Source organism: Formosa sp. Hel3_A1_48, assembly GCF_001735715.1.
Taxonomy (GTDB): domain Bacteria; phylum Bacteroidota; class Bacteroidia; order Flavobacteriales; family Flavobacteriaceae; genus UBA3537.
Map to the genome: position 1 here is coordinate 729,471 of NZ_CP017259.1, position 25,168 is coordinate 754,638.

At 35.9% G+C, this 25,168-nt stretch carries 22 protein-coding genes; 14 read left to right on the forward strand and 8 right to left on the reverse strand.

Annotated elements, in window-relative coordinates; all coding sequences use genetic code 11:
• Positions 1-6: 6 nt before the first annotated feature.
• Positions 7-1,311 carry an Omp28-related outer membrane protein gene (locus FORMA_RS03325; protein WP_069674315.1) on the reverse strand — a complete coding sequence of 435 codons (1,305 nt, stop codon included), beginning with the start codon at positions 1,309-1,311 and terminating at the stop codon, positions 7-9.
• A 79-nt stretch (positions 1,312-1,390) separates the two neighbouring features.
• Between FORMA_RS03325 and FORMA_RS03330 the strand changes: the two genes are divergently transcribed.
• A complete protein-coding gene (locus FORMA_RS03330) occupies positions 1,391-1,867 on the forward strand; it encodes a TlpA family protein disulfide reductase (protein ID WP_069674316.1) in 477 nt (158 codons plus the stop codon).
• A 15-nt stretch (positions 1,868-1,882) separates the two neighbouring features.
• The gene (locus FORMA_RS03335) at positions 1,883-3,562 is read left to right on the forward strand and encodes a DUF6029 family protein (RefSeq protein WP_069674317.1); all 1,680 of its coding nucleotides are present in this window, start codon (positions 1,883-1,885) and stop codon (positions 3,560-3,562) included.
• Positions 3,563-3,580: 18 nt separating this feature from the next.
• Here the strand turns inward: FORMA_RS03335 and rsmG are convergent, their stop codons facing one another.
• A complete protein-coding gene (rsmG, locus tag FORMA_RS03340) occupies positions 3,581-4,198 on the reverse strand; it encodes a 16S rRNA (guanine(527)-N(7))-methyltransferase RsmG (protein WP_069674318.1) in 618 nt (205 codons plus the stop codon).
• 106 nt (positions 4,199-4,304) lie between these two features.
• On the opposite strand from rsmG, the gene FORMA_RS03345 reads away from it, so the two are divergent.
• The gene (locus FORMA_RS03345) at positions 4,305-5,405 is read left to right on the forward strand and encodes a fatty acid desaturase family protein (protein ID WP_069674319.1); all 1,101 of its coding nucleotides are present in this window, start codon (positions 4,305-4,307) and stop codon (positions 5,403-5,405) included.
• A gap of 9 nt (positions 5,406-5,414) precedes the next feature.
• A complete protein-coding gene (locus FORMA_RS03350; RefSeq protein WP_069674320.1) occupies positions 5,415-6,605 on the forward strand; it encodes a pyridoxal phosphate-dependent aminotransferase in 1,191 nt (396 codons plus the stop codon).
• Between the two features lie 16 nt (positions 6,606-6,621).
• Here the strand turns inward: FORMA_RS03350 and FORMA_RS03355 are convergent, their stop codons facing one another.
• Together FORMA_RS03355 and trkA are read right to left on the reverse strand one after the other, a co-directional pair.
• On the reverse strand, positions 6,622-8,118 hold the full coding sequence (locus FORMA_RS03355; protein ID WP_069674321.1) for a TrkH family potassium uptake protein: 1,497 nt from the start codon (positions 8,116-8,118) through the stop codon (positions 6,622-6,624).
• Positions 8,119-8,126: 8 nt separating this feature from the next.
• Positions 8,127-9,476, reverse strand: a complete 1,350-nt coding sequence (gene trkA, locus FORMA_RS03360) for a Trk system potassium transporter TrkA (protein ID WP_069674322.1) — start codon at positions 9,474-9,476, stop codon at positions 8,127-8,129.
• A gap of 105 nt (positions 9,477-9,581) precedes the next feature.
• Here trkA and ubiE point away from each other — a divergent pair, with 105 nt between their 5' ends.
• Both ubiE and porT read left to right on the forward strand, forming a co-directional pair.
• Positions 9,582-10,313 carry a bifunctional demethylmenaquinone methyltransferase/2-methoxy-6-polyprenyl-1,4-benzoquinol methylase UbiE gene (gene ubiE, locus FORMA_RS03365; RefSeq protein WP_069674323.1) on the forward strand — a complete coding sequence of 244 codons (732 nt, stop codon included), beginning with the start codon at positions 9,582-9,584 and terminating at the stop codon, positions 10,311-10,313.
• Positions 10,310-11,029, forward strand: a complete 720-nt coding sequence (gene porT / locus FORMA_RS03370; RefSeq protein ID WP_069674324.1) for a type IX secretion/gliding motility protein PorT/SprT — start codon at positions 10,310-10,312, stop codon at positions 11,027-11,029. The genes ubiE and porT overlap by 4 nt, the downstream gene beginning before the upstream one ends.
• Here the strand turns inward: porT and FORMA_RS03375 are convergent.
• Complete coding sequence (locus FORMA_RS03375; protein WP_069674325.1) at positions 11,016-11,747, reverse strand: TrmH family RNA methyltransferase; 732 nt, start codon at positions 11,745-11,747, stop codon at positions 11,016-11,018. The two genes, porT and FORMA_RS03375, sit on opposite strands and share 14 nt — an antisense overlap.
• 61 nt (positions 11,748-11,808) lie before the next feature.
• Between FORMA_RS03375 and tamL the strand changes: the two genes are divergently transcribed.
• The 7 genes from tamL to rpe all read left to right on the forward strand — a co-directional run bounded on the left by tamL (position 11,809) and on the right by rpe (position 20,900).
• The gene (gene tamL, locus FORMA_RS03380; protein ID WP_335583343.1) at positions 11,809-14,367 is read left to right on the forward strand and encodes a translocation and assembly module lipoprotein TamL; all 2,559 of its coding nucleotides are present in this window, start codon (positions 11,809-11,811) and stop codon (positions 14,365-14,367) included.
• 111 nt (positions 14,368-14,478) lie between these two features.
• Positions 14,479-15,546 (forward strand): class II fructose-bisphosphate aldolase, encoded by a 1,068-nt coding sequence (gene fbaA / locus FORMA_RS03385; RefSeq protein ID WP_069674327.1) that lies wholly within the window; start codon positions 14,479-14,481, stop codon positions 15,544-15,546.
• 47 nt (positions 15,547-15,593) lie between these two features.
• A complete protein-coding gene (accD, locus tag FORMA_RS03390) occupies positions 15,594-16,451 on the forward strand; it encodes an acetyl-CoA carboxylase, carboxyltransferase subunit beta (RefSeq protein WP_069674328.1) in 858 nt (285 codons plus the stop codon).
• A gap of 101 nt (positions 16,452-16,552) precedes the next feature.
• The gene (gene rpsO, locus FORMA_RS03395; RefSeq protein ID WP_069674329.1) at positions 16,553-16,822 is read left to right on the forward strand and encodes a 30S ribosomal protein S15; all 270 of its coding nucleotides are present in this window, start codon (positions 16,553-16,555) and stop codon (positions 16,820-16,822) included.
• 143 nt (positions 16,823-16,965) lie between these two features.
• The gene (locus FORMA_RS03400) at positions 16,966-19,179 is read left to right on the forward strand and encodes a polyribonucleotide nucleotidyltransferase (RefSeq protein ID WP_069674330.1); all 2,214 of its coding nucleotides are present in this window, start codon (positions 16,966-16,968) and stop codon (positions 19,177-19,179) included.
• 129 nt (positions 19,180-19,308) lie between these two features.
• Entirely contained in the window at positions 19,309-20,172 is an 864-nt protein-coding gene (locus FORMA_RS03405; protein ID WP_069674331.1) for a sigma-70 family RNA polymerase sigma factor, read from the forward strand.
• Positions 20,173-20,240: 68 nt separating this feature from the next.
• Positions 20,241-20,900, forward strand: a complete 660-nt coding sequence (gene rpe, locus FORMA_RS03410; protein ID WP_069674332.1) for a ribulose-phosphate 3-epimerase — start codon at positions 20,241-20,243, stop codon at positions 20,898-20,900.
• Between the two features lie 145 nt (positions 20,901-21,045).
• On the opposite strand, the gene FORMA_RS03415 is transcribed toward rpe, so the two are convergent.
• Positions 21,046-21,567: a hypothetical protein gene (locus FORMA_RS03415; protein WP_069674333.1), complete on the reverse strand. Its 522-nt coding sequence runs from the start codon at positions 21,565-21,567 to the stop codon at positions 21,046-21,048.
• Positions 21,568-21,694: 127 nt separating this feature from the next.
• Between FORMA_RS03415 and FORMA_RS03420 the strand changes: the two genes are divergently transcribed.
• Positions 21,695-22,429: a hypothetical protein gene (locus FORMA_RS03420; RefSeq protein ID WP_069674334.1), complete on the forward strand. Its 735-nt coding sequence runs from the start codon at positions 21,695-21,697 to the stop codon at positions 22,427-22,429.
• 151 nt (positions 22,430-22,580) lie between these two features.
• Here the strand turns inward: FORMA_RS03420 and FORMA_RS03425 are convergent, their stop codons facing one another.
• Positions 22,581-23,645: a formylglycine-generating enzyme family protein gene (locus FORMA_RS03425; protein WP_069674335.1), complete on the reverse strand. Its 1,065-nt coding sequence runs from the start codon at positions 23,643-23,645 to the stop codon at positions 22,581-22,583.
• Positions 23,646-23,764: 119 nt separating this feature from the next.
• The gene (locus FORMA_RS03430) at positions 23,765-25,168 is read right to left on the reverse strand and encodes a sulfatase (protein ID WP_069674336.1); all 1,404 of its coding nucleotides are present in this window, start codon (positions 25,166-25,168) and stop codon (positions 23,765-23,767) included.

Genomic DNA, 25,168 nt, shown 5'->3' on the forward strand with positions numbered 1-25,168 from the left:
GTATCTCTATAGCTCTTCGAATGTTTGGGTATCACCAAAGTCAGCTCCTCTGACGTTGATAGCTGCATTGCTACTGCCATTAATCACAACGGCTACAACAGACATTTTATCAGTACTTGAGACATTTGAAGGAACTGCAACATTAAAATTCACTTGATAAACATTATCTGCAGAATACTCTGATGATGGGATTTGATCGCCTAACAAGCTAGTTAGCGAAGCTCTCAAAACATGATTGTGTTCAAAGTTGGCGATAACATTTCCACCGCCATAATAGCTGGTATAATTTGTTTGATTAAATTCTAAACCATCTTCCAAAACATAAACAACAAGTTTTGCGTTAGAAGCTGAAAATTGCCCTCCAAATTTAACGCTTACATCTATGTTCATTGTGTTAGCATTCAAAGTGGGATTAAGCGCTAAGCCAACATCCGACTGACTAGTAGTTAAATTTAAAACCTGTGAAATATAATTTGGCTCAGGAGAATTCCACTCTGTTGTACGGTTTAGCATGCCTGTGGGATAACCTCCAAGCCCAATTAAATTCTCTAAAGTACCAGCCGAAAAATTGTAAGGGTCATAGGAAGAATTTCCAGGGTCTGTACTTCCTCTGTGGATAGCTACCACTACTGCATTTGAGGTTTGTTCTTTTACCAAATCAATGGCATACGAAATACGAGGACAATATCCACACCACGTTCCTGTGTAATCCTCAATTAAAACATTTTGTTCAAATTTTGTTGGTGCTGGTAAAACAGTAATTTCATATTCAGGAGATGTAAAACTATCATAAGTGGCAGTAAAACTGAATACCCCTTCAGCTGTAGTTGTGTATTGATTTCCTGATAAATCGCTACTTCCGATCATAGAAATTGTAGCTTGGTTCGTTAGATTTTCGCCATTGTTTCCAGTTACCTGAAACTCAACTATATCTCCAAGAAAATAGGAATTAGAGTTTGAACTTAAAGTGATACTCGAAAGCGGTACTGACACATTTATTGTTATTGTATTGCTAATTATGTTTTCATAAGAAGCAGTAATGCTAAAAAGTCCTTCTTCTTGAAATGTATGAGAATTTCCTGAGATAGGGTTACCATCAACAGAAAATGTAACATCATTTGTAATATCAACACCTGAGTTAGATACTGCGGAAAAAGTGGTTGTATCTGCTATCTCTATTTGAGATAAATCTGCACTTATAAAAATAGAGGCAATATTTGTTACATTGCTTGATGAGCCAGTTGATTCATCACCACCACAAGAAGCTAAAGCAAATAGAGTAAAGAAAGAAAAAAACAAATAATTTTTCATTTGATATAATTTTAAACTGGAAGCAAAAATAGTATATTAGTGACTAAATTTTTTAAAAAAACTAAATATTTTCTAAATTATGCTTAACAAACTTATAATTTTTCTAGTTACAATTGGCTTTTTTTCAGGCGCTCAAGAACTTCCATCTGCAAGCCTAAGAGATTTAGATGGGTCTGTAGTTAAACTAAATAAAATTAGCGAAAAGAATATAACCGTTCTTAGTTTTTGGGCAACATGGTGTGTTCCATGCATCAACGAACTTGATGCTATTGCTGAAGTATACGACGAATGGAAGGACGAAACCGGAGTCAACTTGATAGCAATTGCAACGGATGACACAAGAACAAAAAAACGAATTCGCCCTCTAGTAAATGGAAAAGGTTGGGAATATTTAGTACTTTATGATGATAATCAAAACTTAAAACGTGCGCTCAACATTACAACACTACCCCACACTTTGGTCCTAAAAAACAATAAAATCATTCATCGTCGAACAGGGTATACCCCGGGGATTGAAGATGAACTTTTTGAAATTATTAAAGAAAATTCCAATTAACTTAAATTATTCCTTTTGAAAAAAATTATACTATTTTTTATTCTAGCATTAACCTCATCAACAATTCACAGTCAAATCTTCGATGGTCTGAGCATCGGACTTGAAAGCAATTCTGCCTGGTACAATGATGATAAAAAAACTGGAGCATTCAATGACGAAATCAACAATGATAAAGACAAGCATTTAAGGCTAAACAATTACCTTAAATTTGATTACAATTTTCTTTCAAAATTTACAGCTTCAGTCCAAATTGAGTCATATGAACCTTTTGCATTATTAAACTACTCCCCAAACTTAAAGGGTACAAATTTAGGTACATACTCGCTAACATATAGAACCGCAAAACTAAACGCTACTGTTGGCCATTTTTATGAACAGTTTGGAAGTGGGATGATTTTACGAAATTGGGAAGATCGACAACTGGGTATAAATAACGCTTTGTTTGGTGGCAAAATAAACTACAGACTCTTAGATGTTGCTGATTTGACTGCTCTTTACGGGAAACAACGCGTCGGTTTTGAAACTTCCGATGGTGTAATATTTGGTTTTAATTCTGAATTTGAATTAGAATCTATTTTTGAATGGAATAATACAGCATTGAGCATAGGACTTAGTTATGTAGGGAGAGAACAAAAAGTAAATTTGGATGCACCCAATTTCAAAGCTTTAACAAATGCTTATTCTGGAAGATTGGATTTTAGCTACAGAAAATTTTACTCTAGTGCGGAGTATGTTTCAAAAAGTAATGACGCAATTGTACAAGCAAATCAAATATCTAACCAATTCATTAAGCCGGGAAGTGGTTTTTTATTTAATGCTGGTTATTCTCAAAAAGGACTTGGGATAGATGCAACGTTCAGGCGTTTGGAAAACATGAGTTTTTATTCAGATAGAGAAACCTCAGGAAATGTTTTCTTTGAAAATGTCATCAACTACACACCAGGACTTACAAAACAACACGATTATCTTTTGACAAATATTTTTGTTTATCAAGCGCAGTCATCTGTATCCTTTTTAGACCCAGGATTGTTGAAGGCAGGTGAGATTGGAGGTCAACTAGACTTGTTTTACAATATTGCAAAAGAAACCGTATTAGGTGGGAAATATGGTGCTAAAATTGCTTTTAATGCTTCATATTGGGCTGGTTTAAAAGGAGATTTTGATTATGCAAATCAAGATTATAATACAGAAGCGTTCGGATTTGGCGATAAATATTTTTCAGATATAAGTTTAGAGGTCAGAAAAAAATGGAGTTCAAAATGGCGGTCAATCTTTTACTTTGTGAATCAATATTATAATAAAAAATACATTGAAGGTAATTTTGGGGCAAAACCCATCGTGACAAACATTGGTGTTATTGAGTCAACGCACAAACTAAGGAATGGAAAATCTATTAGAATAGAAGCACAGAAATTATGGTCAGACTCAAAAGATCATAATTGGGTTGGAGGAACATTTGAGTTTAATTTTAATTCAAAATTCTCTTTATACATCAACGACATATACAACGGTGGAGATGATTCCTCAACAGACAAAACCCATTATTACAATGCGGGCGGAAGTTTCACCAAGGGAGCTACAAGGGTCGGTCTAAACTATGGAAGACAGCGTGCAGGTTTGCTATGTGTTGGTGGGGTGTGTCGATTTGTGCCAGAAGCTACTGGGCTAACTGCAAGTGTAACCATGGCGTTTTAAGTTAATGTGAATTGTAAACTAAAGGGGTAAATAAACCACCTTTTTAGTATCAAAAAATTCTTCTTCAAAAAATGAACTAATCGGATGAATTGTAGCCTTGGGATAAGTGGACAGCTCTTCAATAAGATCCCCGCCCTTCAAATATAAAATACCGTTTGGAAGCGGATGGTTGTACTTCTTTTTTAGCTTATTTTTCACCCATGGCACAAAACTGGGCATTGTAGTTACAGCACGGCTTACAACAAAATCAAAACGACCATTTACCTGCTCAGCCCGAAGATGCTCAGCCATGATATTTTTTAATTTAAGTGTTTCAGTGACAGCCTTAACAACTTTTATTTTCTTTTGAATACTATCGACCAAATGAAACTGTACTTTAGGGAATAAAATAGCCAAAGGTATACCTGGAAAACCACCGCCTGTACCCACATCAAGAATTTTTGCATTAGGCTTAAATTTTACCACATTTGCTATGGCTAATGAATGCAAAACATGCTTTAAATAAAGTGATTCAATATCTTTTCTAGAAATAACATTTATTTTTGAGTTCCAATCTTCATATATTTCTTGTAATGCTTCAAATTGTTGCATTTGAACATCCGATAATTGGGGAAAATATTTGATAATTAAATCCATAAAAAAATAAATTTGGGCTAAAATAGTTATAAATCTCTTAAATGTTCAAATCTCATCTTTTGAAATTAATTTATTAGCTATCTTTGATTTATTTTAAATAACTAATATGAAAAGTACTGTTTTAAAGTTTTCAAGAAAAGATCCCAAAAAATTTTTCAAAACACTCAACTCTAGAGTGAACTCTTACTTCAAGGAGAATAATTTAAAACGTACGGGCAACTGGCAATTGTGGCTTAAAACCATTGTTATGTTTTGCATCTTTTTAGTGCCCTATTTCCTTATTTTAACTATCCACATGCCAGGCTGGCTTCAAATCCTTTTTACGGTTATTATGGGCGTAGGTATGGCTGGGGTTGGTATGAATGTAATGCACGATGGAAATCATGGCTCATTCTCAAATAAGTCTTGGATAAACAACCTGATGGGGAGTAGTATTTATATTCTTGCTGGAAATGTTTACAACTGGAAAGTACAACACAACGTACTGCACCACACCTATACCAACGTTCACGGTCATGATGAAGACCTAGATGCTGGACGCATCCTTAGGTTCACCAAACACGATGAATGGAAATGGCATCACAAGTTTCAACAATATTACTCTATTTTGTTGTACGGCCTTTTAACAATTAATTGGGCTATCACTACTGACTTCATTCAAATGAAACGGTATATGAAAAGAAAACTTGCCTACGGGAAATTGCCAAATCCGTTTGTAAATTGGGGAACATTGGTTGTTTCAAAATTCATCTATTTGACGATGTGGATTATTTTACCCATGGTAATTTTAGATTTGGCTTGGTGGAAAATTTTGATTGGTTTTTTTGTAATGCACTATACCGCTGGACTAATTCTTAGTGTTGTCTTTCAACTAGCCCACGTGATGGAGGATGCTGAAATGCCTCTACCAGAAAAAGACGGAAGCATGAAAAATACTTGGGCTATTCACCAGCTAAAAACTACGGTCAATTTCTCCCCTAAAAATAGAATAATAAACTGGTTTACTGGGGGGTTGAATCACCAAGTTGAACATCATATATTTCCGAATATCTCACACATACATTACGGCAAAATAGCAGAGATTGTCAAAAAAACAGCTCAAGAATTTAATTTACCATACAACGAATACAAAACAACTAGAAAAGCAATTATTGCACATTTCAATTACTTAAGGTTGATGGGCAAAAATCCAGAATTACAAGCATAAATAAACACAATGAACCAATTACTTTCAGAAAGAATTTTGAATATGGCCACTTCAGCTACTCTCGCCATGGCCGCCAAAGCACGGGAACTAAAGAGTGAAGGAAAAGACATCATCGGTCTCAGTTTAGGAGAACCGGACTTTAACACACCTGATTTTATAAAAGATGCTGCAAAGCAAGCAATTGATGATAACTTTAATTCGTACACACCAGTGGATGGGTATGCAGAGTTAAAACAAGCCATCATTACAAAGTTCAAACGCGATAACAATTTATCGTACACACCAAGTCAAATTGTAGTATCAACGGGAGCAAAACAGTGCCTTGCTAATGTAGCTTTAGTTTTACTGAACAAAGGGGACGAAGTTATTTTACCATGCCCGTACTGGGTCAGTTATTCAGATATAGTGAAGCTATCTGAAGGCATTCCTGTTGAAGTAAAGACTTCAATTGAAACTGATTTCAAAATGACAGCTGCTCAACTTGAAGCTGCAATTACGCCCAAAACAAAAATGATTTGGTTCAGTTCGCCATGCAACCCAAGCGGTTCCTTGTACAGTAGAGAGGAATTGAGAGCACTAGCAGATGTACTGAAAAAATATCCTGAAATTTACATTGTCTCAGATGAAATTTACGAGCATATTAATTTTGGAAGTGGTCACGCTAGTATAGCTGAATTTGAAGACATGTACGATAGAACGATTACCGTTAATGGAGTGTCAAAAGCATTTGCGATGACTGGGTGGCGGATTGGTTTCTTAGGAGCCCCAGAAAAAATTGCACGTGCATGCAACAAAATGCAAGGCCAGATTACTAGTGGGGCAAATTGTATTGCACAAAGAGCCGTCATTACTGCTTTGGAAGCTTCGCCATCTAAAGTACAGTATATGATCGACGAATTCAAGGTGCGTCGAGATCTTATACTGAATTTACTTAAGGACATCAATGGTTTTTCATGTAATACTCCCGAAGGTGCATTTTATGTGTTCCCGGATGTTTCGGCATTATTTGGGAAGACCTTCAAAGGCAAGCAAATAAACAACGCAACCGATTTATCTCTTTTCTTACTTGAAGAGGCTCTTGTAGCTACCGTAACCGGAGATGCTTTTGGAAACCCAAATTGTATTAGAATATCTTACGCGGCCTCACAAGAACAAATTGTTGAAGCAATAGAACGAATCAAAAAAGCATTAACAAACTAAACATTCTTGGTATTGCTTAAGACTTTCTCCAGAAAAAAGGAGTCAGTAATATAAGAACCGTAAAAAGTTCCAATCGGCCAATCAACATCAGAAATGAACCCCACCATTTGCCCATTAAAGGCATCTGATGAAAATTCTGTGCTGGACCAAATTCGCCTAGCGCTGGACCAACGTTGCCCAAGCTAGAAGCTGCTACACCTATTGCAGATTCAAAATCTAACCCTATGAAGGAAAATCCCAGTGCTCCTACAATAAAAGAAAGCATGTAGAGCATAAAAAAACCAAGTACATTGAAAACAATCTCACCAGAAATAGACTTTGCGTTGTATCGAACAGGTAATACCGCATTGGGGTGAAGCGCTCTTTTAAATTCCAAAAATCCATTTCGAATAAGCACAAGGTGACGTACAACTTTCACACCACCAGATGTACTTCCTGAAGATCCCCCAAGAAACATCAAGCCAAAGAAAAAGACAACTAAAAAATGAGGCCAAATTGTAAAATCGGCACTAACAAACCCCGTTGTAGTTACTATGGCGACCACTTGAAAAAGCCCATGTCTAAAAGCAGCTTCAACAGCTCCAAAAACCATGGGATGATCAAATGAAGAAGACATTGAAAATGCTGAATTATAATAGACTACAAATGCAGAAATTACGCTAAAAACAATTATGAATTTGGCATAAAGTTTAAATTCTTCATCTTTAAAAATTTTAGAAAAATTACCCTTAAATCCAAAATAACTGAGAACGAAATTTGTCCCAGCTAGAAACATAAAAAACACAACAATATATTGTATCATTGGCGAATCGTTCCAATGAGCTAAACTGTCATTTTTTGTTGAAAACCCACCTGTTGAAAGCGTACTCATAGAATGATTTAGCGCATCAAAAAAGGACATTCCAGCAAGCTTCAAAAATAGCGTTTCTGCAGCAGTGTAACCGACATAGATAAGCCATAACCGCTTTGCCGTATCTGTGATTCTAGGATGTAGTTTATCTGTACTCGGGCCAGGGGCTTCAGCAGCAAACAACTGCATACCTCCAATGCCTAATAATGGTAAGATAGCAATCGCCAAAACAATAATCCCCATACCCCCTATCCAATGGGTCAGACTTCGCCAAAACAGAACACCTTTTGGAAGTACTTCAATATCGGTGAGTATACTTGCGCCAGTAGTTGTATAGCCTGAAATAGTCTCAAAAAAAGCATTTGTAAAATTCGTAATAGAACCTGTCAAAATATAAGGCAGCGTACCGGAAAGAGCCATTACTACCCAACCAAAAGCAACTACTATATACCCTTGTCTTTTGGTCATTTCCTTAGAATGGTTTTTAGTAAAAATCATAGCTAAAAATCCAATTACTAAAACAGATATTCCGGAGAGCACTAATTGATTTGTAGCTCCATCGCTATACATAAAACTCAACAATGCCGCCAATAGCATAAACCCGCCATTAAACAGCAACAAGAGCCCAAAAAAATGAATTATAATTTTATTGTTTTGTTTCATTACAATACTTAGAAGAAAAGACGCTCGACCTTGCTAATTGCCTCAGGCAGACAACAGACTACGACACGGTCTCCAGGTTCAATTTTAAAATCTCCTAAAGCAATGATCCCTGATTCATTCCTTATTACCCCGCCAATGATTGCTGCTCTAGGAAAGTCAACTTCTTTGATGAATTGATAACATATTCTTGATGTTGGCTTCACAACGAATTCCAATAATTCGGCTTTCATATTAGCAAGCTTAGTCATTGCTACTACCTCACCTTTTCGTACATATCTAAAAATGCTGTTGGCTGCAAGCAATTTTTTATTTATTAGAGTATCTACTCCAATGGAATGCGAAAGCGCAAAATAATCCATATTTTCGACCAAAGCTATAGTCTTTTTGACTCCTTTTGATTTCGCTACTAAACAAGACATGATATTTGTCTCTGAATTTCCAGTAACTGAAATAAAGGCATCCATTGCATTAATATTTTCTTCCTCTAAGAGTTCAACGTTTCTTCCATCTCCATTGATTACGAGTGCATTACTGAGTTGATCGGCCAATTCAAGGGCACGTTCTTTAGATTTTTCAACAATTTTTATATTGAAATCAGTTTTTGAGAGTTCTTTGGCGGTGATAGCCCCAATTTGCCCACCTCCCAAAATCATTATATCTTTAATTTGAGTTTTTCGTTTACCTGTGAGTTTGCATAATTCCTCATCTCCTCCTTCAGATGTAATAAAAACAACACGGTCTCCTTCCTTAAAAACAGTATCTCCTCTTGGGATAAGCGTGAGATGAGAACCGTATCTTTGGATTGCTATGGGGATAAAATGAATATCCGAAAGTAATTGAGCCGCTACTTTTACTTGTTTGTCAATGATTTTTGCATCCGCGGAAAGGGTTAAGCCCAGCATTGTAAGGGCTCCATCTTCAAAGGCATATGTGTCATTAAAAACAGATTGATTGAGAAGCAATTCTATTTCTGAAGAAGCCAAGGATTCAGGCGAAATAAGCTCATCAATACCTAAAGTCTCAAAGCCAACTTCGTCTTTATGCTCAATGAACTCGGTATTGGAAATCCGGGCAATAGTGCGCTTGGCGCCTAATTGTTTGGCCAAGACGCAAGAGGTGATATTTGCTGTTTGAGATGAAGTTACTGAAACAAATAAATCTGCATTTGCTATATTCGATTCTTTCAATACAGATACTGAAGTGATATCGCCTTTAACAACTTTTATATCCAAATGTGTTTCTGCATAGGCTAGCCGTTCTTTGTCCAAATCAATAAGTATGATTTCCTGAGATTCGTAGGACAAAAGCTTTGCCAAGTGAAATCCGACTTCTCCAGCGCCGGCAATAATAATTTTCATCAATTATCAGTTAAAGAGATGCGCAAATATACGTTATTTTTAGGGATTTGTCTGCGAATTGTATTTCTTTGCACTGCAAAAATATTTCAATTTCAATTTGACTATATGTCCAAAAAGATAACGCCCTACAAAGACAGTTCACTCTCCAAAAAGGAACAAATTGCTAAAATGTTTGATACTATTTCAAACGAGTATGATGGTTTGAATCGTGTTATATCATTTGGAATAGATATAAAATGGCGTAAAAAAGTCGTTAAAATTGTAGCTAATAAAAATCCCGAATCCGTTCTAGATATTGCCACTGGAACAGGAGATTTGGCTATTAATCTAACCCAAACCAATGCCAAAAAAATAATTGGCTTGGACATCAGTGAAGGGATGTTAGAAGTTGGACGAAAAAAAATAGATCAAAAAAAATTAAATGATACTATTAATATGGTTGTGGGAGATTCGGAAAATTTACCTTTCGACGACAATAGCTTTGATGCTATAACCGTAGCCTTTGGGGTTCGTAATTTTGAGCACTTGGAGGTTGGTCTATCAGAAATATTAAGGGTACTAAAACCCAATGGAGTATTTGTGGTTCTGGAAACTTCAGTACCGACAAAATTTCCATTTAGACAAGGCTATTTTTTGTACACAAAAATCTTACTGCCCATCATTGGAAAATTGTTCTCTAAGGACAAAGATGCTTACAGTTATTTAAGCTCATCTGCGGCAAAATTTCCCTATGGTAAAGCCTTCAACAATATTTTGACAAAAACAGGGTTTATATCAACACAATCCTTTGCACAAACATTTGGCGTGGCAACAATTTATACTGCATCGAAACAATGAGAACAAAAATTCTAATTAGTTTTCTTTTTTTTAGCATATCAATATTTGAGAGTGAAGCTCAGCTCTTTACAAAAGAACGCTTGTTGAATAATGAAAATTTTGACAAAGCTCCACTATCTTACGGATATTATTTAGGTTTTAATAGTTATGATTTTAATATCGACTACAAAACTAATGTTAAAGATATACAGGTCTTAAAAGCTGTAGGTTTTAATGTTGGGCTAATTGGTAATGTTAGAATCAACGATTATTTTGATATTCGTTTGGAACCAGGACTCGTGATGTCAAACAGGACCTTAAGCTACAGCAATACTTACTTTGATGGTCTTACTTATGAGGAAAAAGACCTAGAACGTGAAATACGATCTACTTACATTCATATTCCACTACTAATTAAAATTTCAACAAAGCGAATCAACAACATCAAACCATTTATCGTTGGTGGAATATCTACTGCACTAAACCTGTCCAGCAATCAAGACAATCCGGATGATAACAGCAATGGTAATTTTAGAATGATAAAAAATAATGTATTCTACGAATTAGGAGTTGGCATAGATATTTATCTTACTTGGTTTAAATTTACCCCATCGCTGAGAGGGGTATTTTCGTTGAATGATGAGCATGTTCCGGATTTTGATGCCAACAGCCCTTGGACCAGCAACATCGATCAAATGCAAACCCGTGGCCTTTTTATAAATTTCACGTTTCAGTAGAACGTCTTCTATATTCGCTTAAAAAAATTGACACAGCATTGGCAACGTTAAGACTTTCTGTTTTTTTGAAAGCACCAAACCTAGGAATAGAAAGTTTTTCCGTAAGCAAGGAAGATATATTTTCCGAAATACCATTGGCTTCATTTCCAAACACCAATATACCTGAGTTCGGAAAATTTGAAGCATAAACAGAAGTTCCTTCCATAAAAGTTCCCATGGCATTATCGGCAGATTTAATAAGAGGCGCCAAAGCGGTGTAATTAATATTTACTCTTGTATGTGAACCCATTGCGGCTTGGATAACTTTTGAGTTATAACAATCAACAGTTGCTGGACTACATACCAAATCGCGTATACCAAACCAATCGCAAAGTCGAATAATTGTTCCTAAATTTCCAGGATTATTTAAATCATCAAGAGCTAAGATCAGAGCAGAATCGTCAATAGGTTTGGGTTTGGGAATGCAAAAAATAGCTAAAACTTTATTGGGTGTTTTTAGGCTACTTATCTTGGAAAGCTCTTGAGTACTGATATGAACAAAAGCATTGGAATACTGCGCATAAAACGAATCTGTTGAAAAAATCTCAATAGGTTCATACTGGGCATCTAAAAACTCTTGGGTAACCTTAACTCCTTCAGAAACAAACATTTGCTCTTGAGAACGCTGCTTTTTTTTACTTAAACTAAGTATTCGCTTTGTTTGGTTTTTAGTTAACATCTAAAAAATGTACATTTGATTTAAATTTATTTAGACTATAAATCTAAATTTTATTTATGTCTTGTTGAAGGATTCGCTAAAAAAAATATTTTTTATTTATTCAGTTGCTTACATCTGCACCGCTTGCGACGCCGTCAAAAGAGTTGGAAGCGAGGACCGTTTGTTAGTAAAAAACTCCTTCACAGTCAATGGAAAAAACACAAAATCTGAAACACTATCCAAACTTTCATTTCAACAAGTTAATAGTACAATACTAGGAATACCTGTTCGACTTCATATATACAATCTGGCACGCCCCAATAAAGATTCAATATTTGAAAAATGGCTGAATAAACACCCCAAACGAAAGCAACGCCTAATTAATAAATTTTCTAAAAAACAGCTGGATCAACTCAAAAAATCATCTTTGGGCTTCAACAGTTGGTTGAAAAAAACTGGTGAAGTACCAAGTATTTTAGATAGTTTAAAAATCAAAAAAACAAAACTAAATCTCGAACGTTATTATTTTTCAAAAGGTTGGTTTGATAGAAAAATTGAATATGAAATCGACACTTTAGGTAATAAACGAGCAACATTAGCTTATAAAATTCAAACAGGTACAGCTTACAACATTGGAGCTATTAAAACTAATATAGAAACGCCAGTTTTAGAATTATTATTCGAGAAAAGTAAAGAAAATTCATTCATTAAAAAAGGGAAACAATTTGATATATCAGATTTTGAAAATGAACGAAACCGATTAACAACACACTTTAGGAACTCTGGAGTTTATCACTTTTCACAAGACTATATAAGTTTTGAAAACGATACGATCGGAACCAAACATAATGTAGACCTTGAAATCAATATTCCTAATAGAATATTGAGAACCCAAGACAGTACAATTCAGGAACCCTTTAAAACATACCGCATCAAAGAGGTGAATATTTTTACAGATGCATCTTTCAAAAACAGGAATGAGTCTGAGCCTAAAAAAACCGCAACACACGATGGCTTTAACTTTTATAATTATGGCGCATTAAAATACAAACCAAAAGCCATAACGAATGCTGTTTTAGTAAATAAAGGTGACTTATATAGTGATTTGGATAGGAAGCGAACTTATGGATATTTAAGTCAGTTAAACTCGTTTAAATACCCCAATATTGAATATATCGAAAATAGCATTGATTCAACATTAACCGCAAACATTTACCTTAACCCAAGAAAAAAATATGGTTTGGGATTTGACTTTGACATTTCTCAAAGTAATATTCAAAAAATTGGATTTTCGTTCAGTTCTGGGGTTTTGATACGAAATATTTTAAGGGGTGCTGAAACCTTAGAAATCTCTGCTTTGGGAGCTATTGGGGCCTCAAAAGACGGAGCTAAATCTGAAGATCAGTTTTTTGATATTAATGAGCTTGGCGCAGATATAAAACTTAATATTCCTAGACTATTTTTCCCATTCAATACTGAGAAAATCATTCCAAAATATATGTCCCCAACATCACAGCTAAGCATGGGCTTCACTAGTCAAAAAAATATAGGTTTGGATAAACGTACACTAAACGGGCGATTGAGCTACAATTGGAATCCCAAACAAAGCAAGACAAACAACCTAGATCTAATTAATTTACAATATGTTAGAAATCTAAACCCTGGAAATTACTTTAGTGTATACCAAAACTCTTTCAATAGACTTGAAAACATTGCATTAAACAGCTACCCAACTCCAAATGATTATTTAGTTTCAAATCCAGATGGATCAAATGCATTAGACTTATCGAGAGCTGATGATTTCATAGGGCTTGTAAGTTCAGATGCAACTTTCCAAAACACAAATCCTAATGATTTTCGAAGTGTTAGGAACATCAAGGAACGTAAAAATAGATTAACCCAAAACAACTTTATCCTTGCAAGTAATTTCAGCCTAATAAATGACAATAGGGAAAATAATTACGATACAGATTTTTCAATCTTTCGTTTTAAGCTAGAGCTGGCCGGAAATATTCTAAACGGAGCAGCAGATTTATTGAATTTGAAAAAAAATGACAATGGGGAGTTCGAAATAAATAATGTGGCTTTTTCCCAATATGCCAAAACAGAAATCGATTACATCAAGCTCTGGGATTTGGGTCGAAATAATGTTCTTGCACTTAGAACTTTTTTAGGTATTGCTGTTCCGCTTGGAAACTCTAATAACATTCCTTTTTCCAAAAGTTTTTTCGCTGGAGGATCAAATGACAACCGCGCTTGGACAGCCTACAACCTAGGACCAGGTCGTTCCGATAATAATAATGAATTCAACGAAGCGAATATGAAAATTGCATTTAGTCTTGAACACAGGTATAATTTATTTGGTCAACTTGATGGTGCTTTTTTTGTAGATGCAGGAAATATATGGAATGTTCTTGATGAAGTTGAAGACCCCAAAGCAACTTTTGACAGCTTCAAATCATTAAAAGATATTGCTTTAGGTGCCGGAATTGGACTTCGATATGATTTTGATTTTTTTATTCTACGCCTTGACACAGGATTCAAAACATACAACCCCGCCCTTTCCAAAGATCAACGTTGGCTACGTGATTTTAATTTCGGAAACGCAGTGTACAACATTGGAATCAATTATCCATTTTAGACTAAACTCACCTCAAACGTTTTCGTATAAATTTAATGATATGTCGTGTTAAAATTTTAACATTAAGGGATTTATTTTAGTACTTTTGACGCAAATTTAAAACCATCACAAATGAGTCATTCAATACAACCTGGTGTAGCCACAGGACGCGAAGTTCAAAAGATTTTCAAACTTGCAAAAGAAAAAGGATTTGCACTACCTGCTGTTAATGTAATCGGATCAAATACGATCAATAGTGTTCTTGAAACTGCAAAAGCACTTAATGCGCCTGTCATCATTCAGTTTTCAAATGGTGGTGGTCAATTCAATGCTGGAAAAGGTCTTTCCAACGACAATCAAAAAGCGGCTATTGCAGGCTCAATTGCTGGCGCTAAACACGTTCATGAAATGGCGGAGGCTTATGGCGTTCCAGTAATTCTTCATACCGACCACTGTGCAAAAAAATTGTTGCCATGGATCGATGGTTTATTAGATGCTTCTGAAAAACATTTTGAAGAAACAGGAAAATCACTTTACAGCTCACACATGATTGATCTTTCGGAAGAGCCCCTTGAAGAAAATATTGAAATCTGTAAAGCATACTTAAAAAGAATGTCTAAAATGGGAATGACACTCGAAATTGAATTAGGCATCACAGGTGGCGAAGAGGATGGTGTTGACAATAGCGATGTAGACGTTTCAAAATTGTACACACAACCTGAAGAGGTGGCTTATGCTTATGAAGAATTGAGTAAAGTAAGCGACCAGTTTACCATCGCAGCGGCATTTGGAAATGTTCATGGGGTATACAAACCTGGGAACGTGAAGCTAACTCCAAAAATTCTCAAGAACTCCCAAGAATATATTACTGAAAAATATGGCGTTTCTGAAAACCATATTGATTTTGTTTTCCATGGGGGATCTGGCTCAACTGTTGAAGAAATTCGTGAAGCAATTGGATATGGTGTAATTAAAATGAATATTGATACCGATCTTCAATATGCATTCATGACAGGAGTTCGTGATGATTTTAAGAAAAATCAAGATTATTTGGCGGCACAAATTGGAAATCCAGAAGGCGAAGATGTACCAAATAAAAAATACTACGACCCGAGACGTTGGTTAAGACAAGGAGAACAAACATTTGTTGCGCGTCTAAAAAAGGCCTTCGAGGATTTGAACAATGTAGATACATTGTAAAAAAATATCATTAAATTTGTTTTTCATTCTAAATCAATCAGAACAAAATGGCGTGGTTTAAAAGAACAGACAAAGGAATTCAGACTCCTACAGAAGCGAAGCGTGACACCCCAAAAGGCTTGTGGTACAAATCGCCAACCGGAAAAATCATTGAAACAGAAGAATTAGAACGTAATTTCTTTGTCAGCCCAGAAGACGGATACCACGTACGTATAGGTAGTAATGAATATTTTAATCTTTTATTTGATGACAACAAATTTAAAGAGCTTGATAAGAAAGTAACTTCCAAAGATCCTCTAAAATTTACTGACAAAAAAAAATATATTGACCGCCTAAAAGCTGCACAAGAAAAAACAAAACTCAATGATGCTGTACGAACAGCTGTTGGGAAGTCCAAAGGCAAAGACTTAGTCGTGGCTTGTATGGATTTTAGTTTTATTGGAGGTTCGATGGGAAGTGTTGTAGGAGAAAAAATTGCTCGTGCTGCAGATTACTCGCTAAAGAAAAAGCTTCCATTCATGATCATTTCAAAATCAGGGGGAGCACGAATGATGGAAGCCGCGTTATCGTTGATGCAACTGGCGAAAACCTCAGCAAAACTAGCACAATTGGCCGATGCAGGTATTCCTTACATTTCATTGTGTACCGATCCCACAACAGGCGGTACAACAGCATCTTTTGCAATGCTAGGTGATATTAACATCAGTGAACCTGGAGCACTTATAGGCTTTGCAGGGCCACGTGTTGTTCGTGATACGACTGGAAAAGAATTACCAGAAGGGTTTCAAACTGCTGAATTTGTCTTAGAACATGGCTTTTTGGATTTTATTACACACCGTGAATATTTAAAAGACAAAGTCAATCAATACATCGATTTGATCTTGAATCAACCGATCAGAGCATAATTTCTTTAAAATTATGTTTATATCACACGATTTTCATATATTTGCCGCCTGATTATGATCGCCGTAATCAATGCATAAAAATTATTTAAATAAATATTGGAATGTACTTAACAAAAGAAACAAAAGAAGAAATCTTTAAAAAATACGGAAAAGATGCTAAAAATACCGGTTCTGCTGAAGGCCAAATTGCATTATTTACACACCGTATCAATCACCTCACCGACCACTTAAAGCAAAACCGAAAAGACTTTAATACAGAGCGTTCATTGGTAAAGCTTGTAGGAAAGCGTCGATCTCTATTGGATTATTTAATTAAAAAAGATATCCTTAGGTACCGTGCGATTGTTAAAGAGTTAGGATTAAGAAAATAAATATACCAAAAAGAGGCCAATAGCCTCTTTTTTGTTTTTATGTGTATCTTTACACAAACTATAGAAGAAGCTAATTAAAGTTTTTCATTGGTCACACCACACAACAACAACACAACACCAATGTTTAATTAGAAAAAAATAAAATGATTCCAAAAGTATTTAAAGAGGTCATCGACCTCGGCGATGGAAGAGAAATCTCTATCGAAACAGGGAAACTTGCCAAGCAAGCCCATGGCTCTGTGGTAGTACAATCTGGCAAATGTATGTTGCTTTGTACTGTAGTTTCCAATTACAAACAATCGGATGTAGATTTTCTACCTCTTACAGTAGACTACCGCGAAAAATTCGCTGCAGCAGGACGCTATCCAGGCGGATTCTTCAAAAGAGAAGCGCGCCCAAGTGATGGTGAAGTTCTAACCATGCGTCTTGTTGATCGTGTATTACGTCCATTGTTTCCAAAAGATTATCATTCAGAGACTCAAGTAATGATTCAGTTGATGTCTCATGACGAAGATGTAATGCCTGATGCTATGGCTGGGTTAGCCGCATCTGCTGCAATTCAACTTTCTGATTTTCCTTTTGAATGTGCCATTTCTGAAGCTAGAGTGGGGCGTATCAATGGAGAATTTATTATTAATCCTACTCGCGCACAGCTAGAAGAATCTGATATCGATATGATGATTGGCGCTTCTGCTGACTCTGTCATGATGGTAGAAGGGGAAATGGATGAAATATCTGAAGAAGAAATGACTGAAGCCATTAAGTTCGCACATGAAGCCATTAAGGCACAATGTGCAGCACAGGAACGATTGGCTGAAGCATTTGGCAAAAAAGAAGTTCGAGAGTATGAACCAGAGCGTGCAGACGAAGATTTAGCACAAAAAGTTCATGATATGGCCTACGATAAAGTCTACGCAGTGGCTAAAGCTGGTTCCGCTAAACACGAAAGAAGTGCAGCGTTTTCAGAAATAAAAGACGAGATTGTAGATTCATTTACAGAAGAGGAACAAGAAGAGTACGGAGGATTAATTTCTAAGTATTATAGAAAAGCAGAAAAAGCTGCTGTACGTGATTTAACGCTTAACGAAGGATTGCGCTTGGACGGTAGAAAAACAGACGAAATCAGACCTATTTGGTGTGAAGTAGACTATTTACCATCTACGCATGGTTCGTCAATTTTTACTAGAGGTGAAACACAAGCCTTGGCAACCGTAACCCTAGGAACTTCAAGAGATGCAAATCAGATTGACATGCCATCTCATGAAGGCGAAGAGCGTTTTTATTTACATTACAACTTCCCTCCTTTCTCGACTGGTGAGGCTCGCCCAATTCGCGGAACATCGCGTCGTGAAGTAGGACATGGAAACTTAGCACAACGCGCACTTAAGGGAATGGTACCAGAAGATTGCCCATATACTGTACGTGTTGTTAGTGAAGTTTTAGAAAGCAACGGATCATCATCTATGGCCACCGTTTGTTCTGGAACTATGGCACTTATGGATGCTGGGGTTCAACTGAAAAAACCAGTTTCTGGAATTGCAATGGGACTTATATCTGATGCTGATTCAGGAAAATACGCTGTATTATCTGATATTTTAGGGGATGAAGATCATCTAGGAGATATGGATTTTAAAGTCACTGGAACAGCAGACGGGATTACGGCTTGTCAAATGGACATCAAAGTCAAAGGCTTATCGTACGAAATTTTAGTCAATGCACTAAATCAAGCACGTGAAGGTCGACTGCATATTTTAGAAAAACTAACAGATACTATTGAAGCACCTGCTGCAGATGTGAAAGCGCATGCACCAAAAATGGTGACCCGAATAATTCCAAATGAATTTATTGGCGCACTAATTGGTCCTGGTGGTAAAGTGATTCAAGAACTTCAAAAAGAGACAGGAACAACAATTGTGATCAACGAAGATCCAGTCACTGAAGAAGGAATTGTTGAAATATTAGGCACAGACCAAGATGGTATTGATGCTGTTTTAGCAAAAATAGATTCTATTATGTTTAAGCCAGAAGTTGGAAGTGCTTATGAGGTGAAAGTCATAAAAATGCTAGATTTCGGTGCTGTAGTAGAATATATTGAAGCTCCTGGAAACGAAGTGTTACTCCATGTGAGTGAACTGGCATGGGAACGTACAGAAAATGTATCTGATGTTGTAAATATGGGTGACGTTTTTGACGTGAAGTATTTTGGTATCGATTCGCGAACACGAAAAGAAAAAGTTTCGCGTAAAGCACTTCTACCTAAACCAGAAGGTTATGTAGAACGTCCGCCAAGAGACAGAAAGCCTAATAACAGAGGTCGTGACAACCGACGTAATGACAGAAAACCAAGACGCGACTAAAATAATTCTAGTTGTTAATAATTTAAAAAAGCCATTTTCAAATAAAATGGCTTTTTTTTGTAACATTCATCAAGCTTTTGACGTATAACCTAATGAGACCAAAATAATTTTTAATAAGAAGCCTTCAAAATGAGACAACTCAAAATCACAAAACAAGTTACAAACAGAGAAACTGCTTCTCTAGATAAGTATCTTCAGGAAATTGGAAAAGTAGATTTAATTACCGCCGATGAGGAAGTAGAATTGGCACAACGTATCAAAGCTGGTGATCAAATCGCATTGGAAAAATTAACTAAAGCCAATCTCCGTTTTGTTGTTTCCGTTGCCAAACAATATCAAAATCAGGGTTTAACACTTCCAGATTTAATTAATGAAGGGAACTTAGGTCTCATCAAAGCAGCTCAACGTTTTGATGAAACCCGTGGTTTCAAGTTTATTTCTTATGCGGTTTGGTGGATTCGCCAGTCGATATTGCAAGCTCTTGCAGAGCAATCCCGAATTGTCCGTTTACCGCTAAACAAAATTGGATCGATTAATAAGATCAATAAAACTTATGCTTTTCTTGAGCAATCGCATGAACGCCCACCAAGTGCTGAAGAAATTGCTAAAGAGTTAGACATGACTATAAATGACGTCAAAGAGTCCATGAAAAATTCTGGCCGTCACGTCTCCATGGATGCCCCCCTAGTCGAAGGAGAAGACTCCAATTTATATGATGTATTACGTTCTGGGGAATCCCCTAATCCAGACAAAGAATTGCTTCATGAATCTCTAAGAACTGAAATTGAGCGTGCTTTAGAAACACTAACCCCTCGTGAAGCCGATGTAATCCGCTTGTATTTTGGTCTTGGTAATCAACACCCTATGACTTTAGAAGAAATTGGCGAAACATTTGACCTTACAAGAGAACGTGTTCGACAAATAAAAGAAAAAGCGATACGCCGATTAAAACACACCTCAAGAAGTAAAATACTAAAAACCTACCTTGGTTAATAACAAAACCCCCGCTCATTGGCAGGGGTTTATTTTTTGTCCTATTTTTGTTGTATTAAAATTAAATTATGAGTTCATCTTTAATTGCACCTTCCATTCTAGCTGCCGATTTTGCTAACCTTCAACGGGACATAGAGATGGTTAATTCCAGCCAAGCGGATTGGTTTCATATCGACATCATGGACGGAGTGTTTGTTCCCAATATTTCTTTTGGTATGCCCGTGTTAAAAGCAATCACTAGATACGCTAAAAAAACAGTAGATGTACACTTGATGATTGTAGATCCCGATCGCTACATCAAAACATTTGCTGATTTAGGCAGCGACATTCTTACAGTGCATTACGAAGCATGCACACATTTGCACCGCACTATTCAAGCCATCAAAAGTGAAGGCATGAAAGCTGGAGTCGCCTTGAATCCTCATACGAATGTTAATGTTTTACAAGACACCATTCAAGACATCGATTTGGTGTGTATAATGAGTGTAAACCCTGGCTTTGGAGGGCAAAGTTTTATCGAGAATACTTATGAAAAAGTAAAACAGTTAAAGGCTCTAATAGACAAGAAAAATGCGTCTACTAAAATCGAAATCGATGGGGGTGTCACTTCAGCTAATGCTAAAAAACTCAAATCTGCTGGTGCTGATATACTGGTAGCTGGTAGCTTTGTGTTTAAAAGTGAGAATCCTTCAAAAACTATTGAAGAACTGAAGCATATGACTATTTAAAGATTTTTTGAAGGAGCCCTATTATTTAACTGGAGAACCAATTCCAGTGCATCAATTCTCCGATTTAGTGACCAAACTTACGAGAGTTCTAATTTCAAGTAGAACTTGAACCTAATTTTTAGAGCTTGACTTTTATAGATAATGATTATTCCTCTTGACTCCACTTTCTAACTCCTGTGATTTTTCCATTTCTGATGTAGTGTCGTTCATAGAATCTAAATTTTTCAACAGTACCGTCCTTCTTATAACGCTTTTCTGTAAATGGGAACATAACAATTGTTAGTTCTTTATCATAGGACGGAACGACAGGCATGACATCATAGACCCAACGCGTTATTGAGTCATAGGGCTCGTGCATGGCCTGAATTAATTTTTTCCCTGTTTCTAAATCCATTACTACTTTTTCTAAACCTTTCTCAGGATAGAAAAAAATTGAATCTGTAAAATGATCAGTCGACAGGAAATCCATATCTTTTCGCACAAAAGCATCTGAAAAATTGAGCGCTAATTGTCCAACTTCGTCACTAGCAAATGTGTAAGTGGCGCCAGTATTTGGGCCATTTAGAATTTTCCCACCATTTATTAATGTATTTACATCATTTGAGACAGTTGTTGTGCATCCAATAAAGAATATTGAAAGAATGACTAAAAAATTAATTTTTTTCATATAATTTTAAATTGATTTTATCTTGCAAGTTAAAAATAAAACCAATTTTTACAAAACAAAATGAAATTTTTCAAAAATATGACAAAGAATAATTACTAAATTTGATAAAAATTAAAAAGACCAAACAATGAGAAAATTTATTTTATTAGCGTTACTAACAATCTCTTTTACAGCTGCAACTCAAGAATCCGTTTTATTACGTTTAAATTACAATCAAGGTGATAACTATATTACATCTATTGAGTTAGAGCAAAATATGGGTGAACAAGGCGGAATGAGTATGACGATGAAAATGAACTCAAATGTTAACAGTGTAGACGATGAATTAATTATGTTAGAATCGAAAATAAAATCGATTGCTATGAATATGAACCAAGGTGGTATGGTTATGGATTATGATTCAAATAAGTCTAGTGAAGAATTAGATCAAATGGGGCAAATGATGAAGTCACAATTTGACCCAATTTTAAAAGCAACTATATATAACTCTGTAGACCGTTATGGGAACGTTTTAGAATTAAAAGTTGAACCAACTCTGCCCGGTATGGAGCAATTTACAGGAAGTCAAAATGCGATTAATTTTCCAGATGAAGCTGTGTCTGTTGGCTCCTCATGGGTGTCTGAAGCTGACAATCAAGGAATGAAAATTGTTACAAAGTATACGGTCACTAGCATTTCTGACGGAATGATTTATTTAGATGTATCGGGAGATGTATCGGGAATCGGAGTAGGTACCATAATCGGGAAATCGACTGTAGAAATTAGCAGTGGGATTCAAACTAATGCGACCATTGAAATGACTATTTCTGCTCAAGGAATAGAAATGAATATGGTGACTTCATCTACTATGAAAAAAGTCTAAGTTTATATTCTTAAAATTTAAGGCTGGCAAACTGAAATATAGTTAATTAAATAAAAAAAGGAGAACCAATTCCTTTACATCAATTCTTCGATTTAGTGACCCAAACTTACGAATGTTCGAACTTTATCGAAGTTATTGAACTAATTTATAACTATTCCTTTTTTAAGTCCATCACTGTTCTAAAACCCAAATGTTCTAAAGACGTATTTGGATCAGTGGCCATTCTTGAAGATACTCTGTAACTGGCACAATAGGAGGCATTGCATAAAAAAGAGCCACCTCTAATTATACGCTCATCTATATACGGATTATTGGGATTAAAGGCCTCATTAGGTCCTTTCGGATTATTAGTTATTGAATTTTCTTTACAGTATTGATAGTACTGACTGCTATACCAATCACTAGTCCATTCCCATACGTTGCCAGAAATTTCATAAAGCCCATAACCGTTTGGAGGATAGGTTTTTACAGGTGCACTTTTTTCAAAGCCATCGGCTTGGGTGTTATCCACAGGGAACTCCCCTTCCCAGCTGTTGACATAGGATGATAATTTATCCGTTAAATCGCCCCAAAAATAAATCTTATCTCGTTTACCGCCACGTGCCGCAAACTCCCACTCTGCTTCAGTGGGTAATCGCCTACCAGCCCAATGACAATAAGCCATAGCATCTTCATAGGATACATGAACAACAGGGTGATTATCTTTTCCGTCTATACTGCTCCCCTTCCCCTCTGGTTGTTTCCAATTGGCCCCATTGGTCCAACGCCACCACTGCGAAAAGTCATAGAGATTAGGCACCGATTCTTTTGTTTTTTTAAACAAAAGAGATCCTGGTAATAAAAGTGAATCGTGAGGCTTTGGGGTGCCTGGAGGCAATTGTTGTTTGATTAATTCCCAATCCACTGGTCGCTCTGCAGTTGTTATATAATTTGTGGCTTGAATGAATCTAGAAAACTGTGCATTGGTGACTTCGGTCTCGTCCATATAAAATCCATCCACCTTTACTGTGTGTTTGGGCTTTTCGTGGGATAGTGCCATACGATCGCTATCTGAGGCCCCCATGTCATAAATGCCGCCAGGAATCCAAACCATACCGGGGATTTGTGAAATTTGCTCCTCTTTTTTTATTTGTGTATGATTTTTACACGATTGATTAAGAAGTATAATGAATAAAATAAATATTATTTGACCTTTCGTACTACTGCTAAATTTCATTTCATTATAAATTTATCAACCAAAATTAAAAAAACACACGTCACAATTTGTAATTTATATCTCAAAAATAAAACATATTAGTTAATAAGCTGAGATATAATAATTGAATACGATTTTTTTTATTTAATTAATTTTAATCTGTTATTTAAAATTACACTCAAACTGTCTACAGTCCCTGCGAATGACGCCTCGATTGCCAAATTTCTATTTTCGTCTGGATCGGTAGAATGATCGTATAGCATTTTGGCGATTGTTTTATCTTTTCTTTGCCATTCTGTATAAAATAAATGATCTGCAATTAGAGTTTCTCCCTTTTGATAGCGCGCCAAAGCTGTATTCTTGAATATTTTTGAAGGTCTTTGAAGCGCTTCAACTAAAGACTCACCATCTAAATGAGGTGGAATAGGAATATTTGCCAATTCGCATATCGTTGGATATAAATCAACCAATTCAGCAATAGAATTACTGCGTTTATTGCTTGGGGTATTGGGTGCACTTATAATTAAAGGAACTTGAAGTGCAACCTCAAAATTACTGTGTTTTACCCATAGGCCATGTTCCATTAAGCTCCAACCATGATCTCCTACTAAAACAACAACAGTGTTTTCATATAAGCCTAAGTTTTTGAGGGCTCTTAAAACTTTACCAACTTGGGCATCCACATAACTTACAGAAGCATAATAGCCATGAATAAGTTTTTTTGCAACGGCATCAGAAACTTGTCCTTTTTTTGGAATACCGTTGTAATAGCGTAATTCTCCCCACTTATGATTTGCAATCTCAGGAGCTGATTTTGGAAAAATCAAATTTTCTGGAAGTTCAATGCTTTTGGGATCATATAAATCCCAATATTTTTTTGGGGCATTAAAAGGTAAATGGGGTTTTACAAAACCAACAGCTAAGAAAAATGGATTCCCATCTGCTTTTAATTGCTTAAGGTCTTCAATAGACTTATTCGCTGTTTTTCCATCGTTATAGGCATCATCTTTAACATCAATATTTTCATACGGATACCCATGTTTTCCATTCTTTTCTAGACCAATATTTTCTTCAGAAATATAATTTCTCCAGCCATTTTTGTAGGGATACCATTCTTCATCCCATTCGTCAATATCATTTTTTAAATGTGTGATTTTGTTATTACTGATAGTTGTATACCCTTGATTTTTTAGGTGCTGTACTAGGTTTAATACATTTGGCGTTTCCTTTTTTATACTTGAAAAATATGTTAAAAAACGATTTGAAGTAGGCCTTATTCCGGTCAATAAACTTGCTCTTGATGCTCCACATACCGGCACATTGCAATAGGCTCTATTAAAAGTAACACCTGAGTTAGCCAAGGCATCAATATTTGGACTGATTATTTGATTGTGCCCATAAATATTTAATTCTGGTCGTAAATCATCTACCATTAAAAATAATATATTTTTTTTGGGAGTTGTCAAGGTCTTGTTTCCCTTAGTTGATTTACAACCAAAAAAAACTAAAAGACAAGCTATAATAGTAAATTTAAAATGTTTCAT

Excerpts from the sequence above, each read along its gene's own strand:
- rsmG (WP_069674318.1), bottom strand. The coding sequence starts at position 4,198 with ATGGATTTAATTATCAAATATTTTCCCCAATTATCGGATGTTCAAATG.
- FORMA_RS03355 (WP_069674321.1), bottom strand. The coding sequence starts at position 8,118 with ATGAAACAAAACAATAAAATTATAATTCATTTTTTTGGGCTCTTGTTG.
- FORMA_RS03325 (WP_069674315.1), bottom strand. The coding sequence starts at position 1,311 with ATGAAAAATTATTTGTTTTTTTCTTTCTTTACTCTATTTGCTTTAGCT.
- trkA (WP_069674322.1), bottom strand. The coding sequence starts at position 9,476 with ATGAAAATTATTATTGCCGGCGCTGGAGAAGTCGGATTTCACTTGGCA.
- FORMA_RS03420 (WP_069674334.1), top strand. The coding sequence starts at position 21,695 with ATGAGAAAATTTATTTTATTAGCGTTACTAACAATCTCTTTTACAGCT.
- porT (WP_069674324.1), top strand. The coding sequence starts at position 10,310 with ATGAGAACAAAAATTCTAATTAGTTTTCTTTTTTTTAGCATATCAATA.
- FORMA_RS03330 (WP_069674316.1), top strand. The coding sequence starts at position 1,391 with ATGCTTAACAAACTTATAATTTTTCTAGTTACAATTGGCTTTTTTTCA.
- FORMA_RS03375 (WP_069674325.1), bottom strand. The coding sequence starts at position 11,747 with ATGTTAACTAAAAACCAAACAAAGCGAATACTTAGTTTAAGTAAAAAA.
- ubiE (WP_069674323.1), top strand. The coding sequence starts at position 9,582 with ATGTCCAAAAAGATAACGCCCTACAAAGACAGTTCACTCTCCAAAAAG.
- rpe (WP_069674332.1), top strand. The coding sequence starts at position 20,241 with ATGAGTTCATCTTTAATTGCACCTTCCATTCTAGCTGCCGATTTTGCT.
- FORMA_RS03350 (WP_069674320.1), top strand. The coding sequence starts at position 5,415 with ATGAACCAATTACTTTCAGAAAGAATTTTGAATATGGCCACTTCAGCT.
- FORMA_RS03400 (WP_069674330.1), top strand. The coding sequence starts at position 16,966 with ATGATTCCAAAAGTATTTAAAGAGGTCATCGACCTCGGCGATGGAAGA.
- FORMA_RS03405 (WP_069674331.1), top strand. The coding sequence starts at position 19,309 with ATGAGACAACTCAAAATCACAAAACAAGTTACAAACAGAGAAACTGCT.
- FORMA_RS03345 (WP_069674319.1), top strand. The coding sequence starts at position 4,305 with ATGAAAAGTACTGTTTTAAAGTTTTCAAGAAAAGATCCCAAAAAATTT.
- accD (WP_069674328.1), top strand. The coding sequence starts at position 15,594 with ATGGCGTGGTTTAAAAGAACAGACAAAGGAATTCAGACTCCTACAGAA.
- fbaA (WP_069674327.1), top strand. The coding sequence starts at position 14,479 with ATGAGTCATTCAATACAACCTGGTGTAGCCACAGGACGCGAAGTTCAA.
- FORMA_RS03425 (WP_069674335.1), bottom strand. The coding sequence starts at position 23,645 with ATGAAATTTAGCAGTAGTACGAAAGGTCAAATAATATTTATTTTATTC.
- rpsO (WP_069674329.1), top strand. The coding sequence starts at position 16,553 with ATGTACTTAACAAAAGAAACAAAAGAAGAAATCTTTAAAAAATACGGA.
- FORMA_RS03430 (WP_069674336.1), bottom strand. The coding sequence starts at position 25,168 with ATGAAACATTTTAAATTTACTATTATAGCTTGTCTTTTAGTTTTTTTT.
- FORMA_RS03415 (WP_069674333.1), bottom strand. The coding sequence starts at position 21,567 with ATGAAAAAAATTAATTTTTTAGTCATTCTTTCAATATTCTTTATTGGA.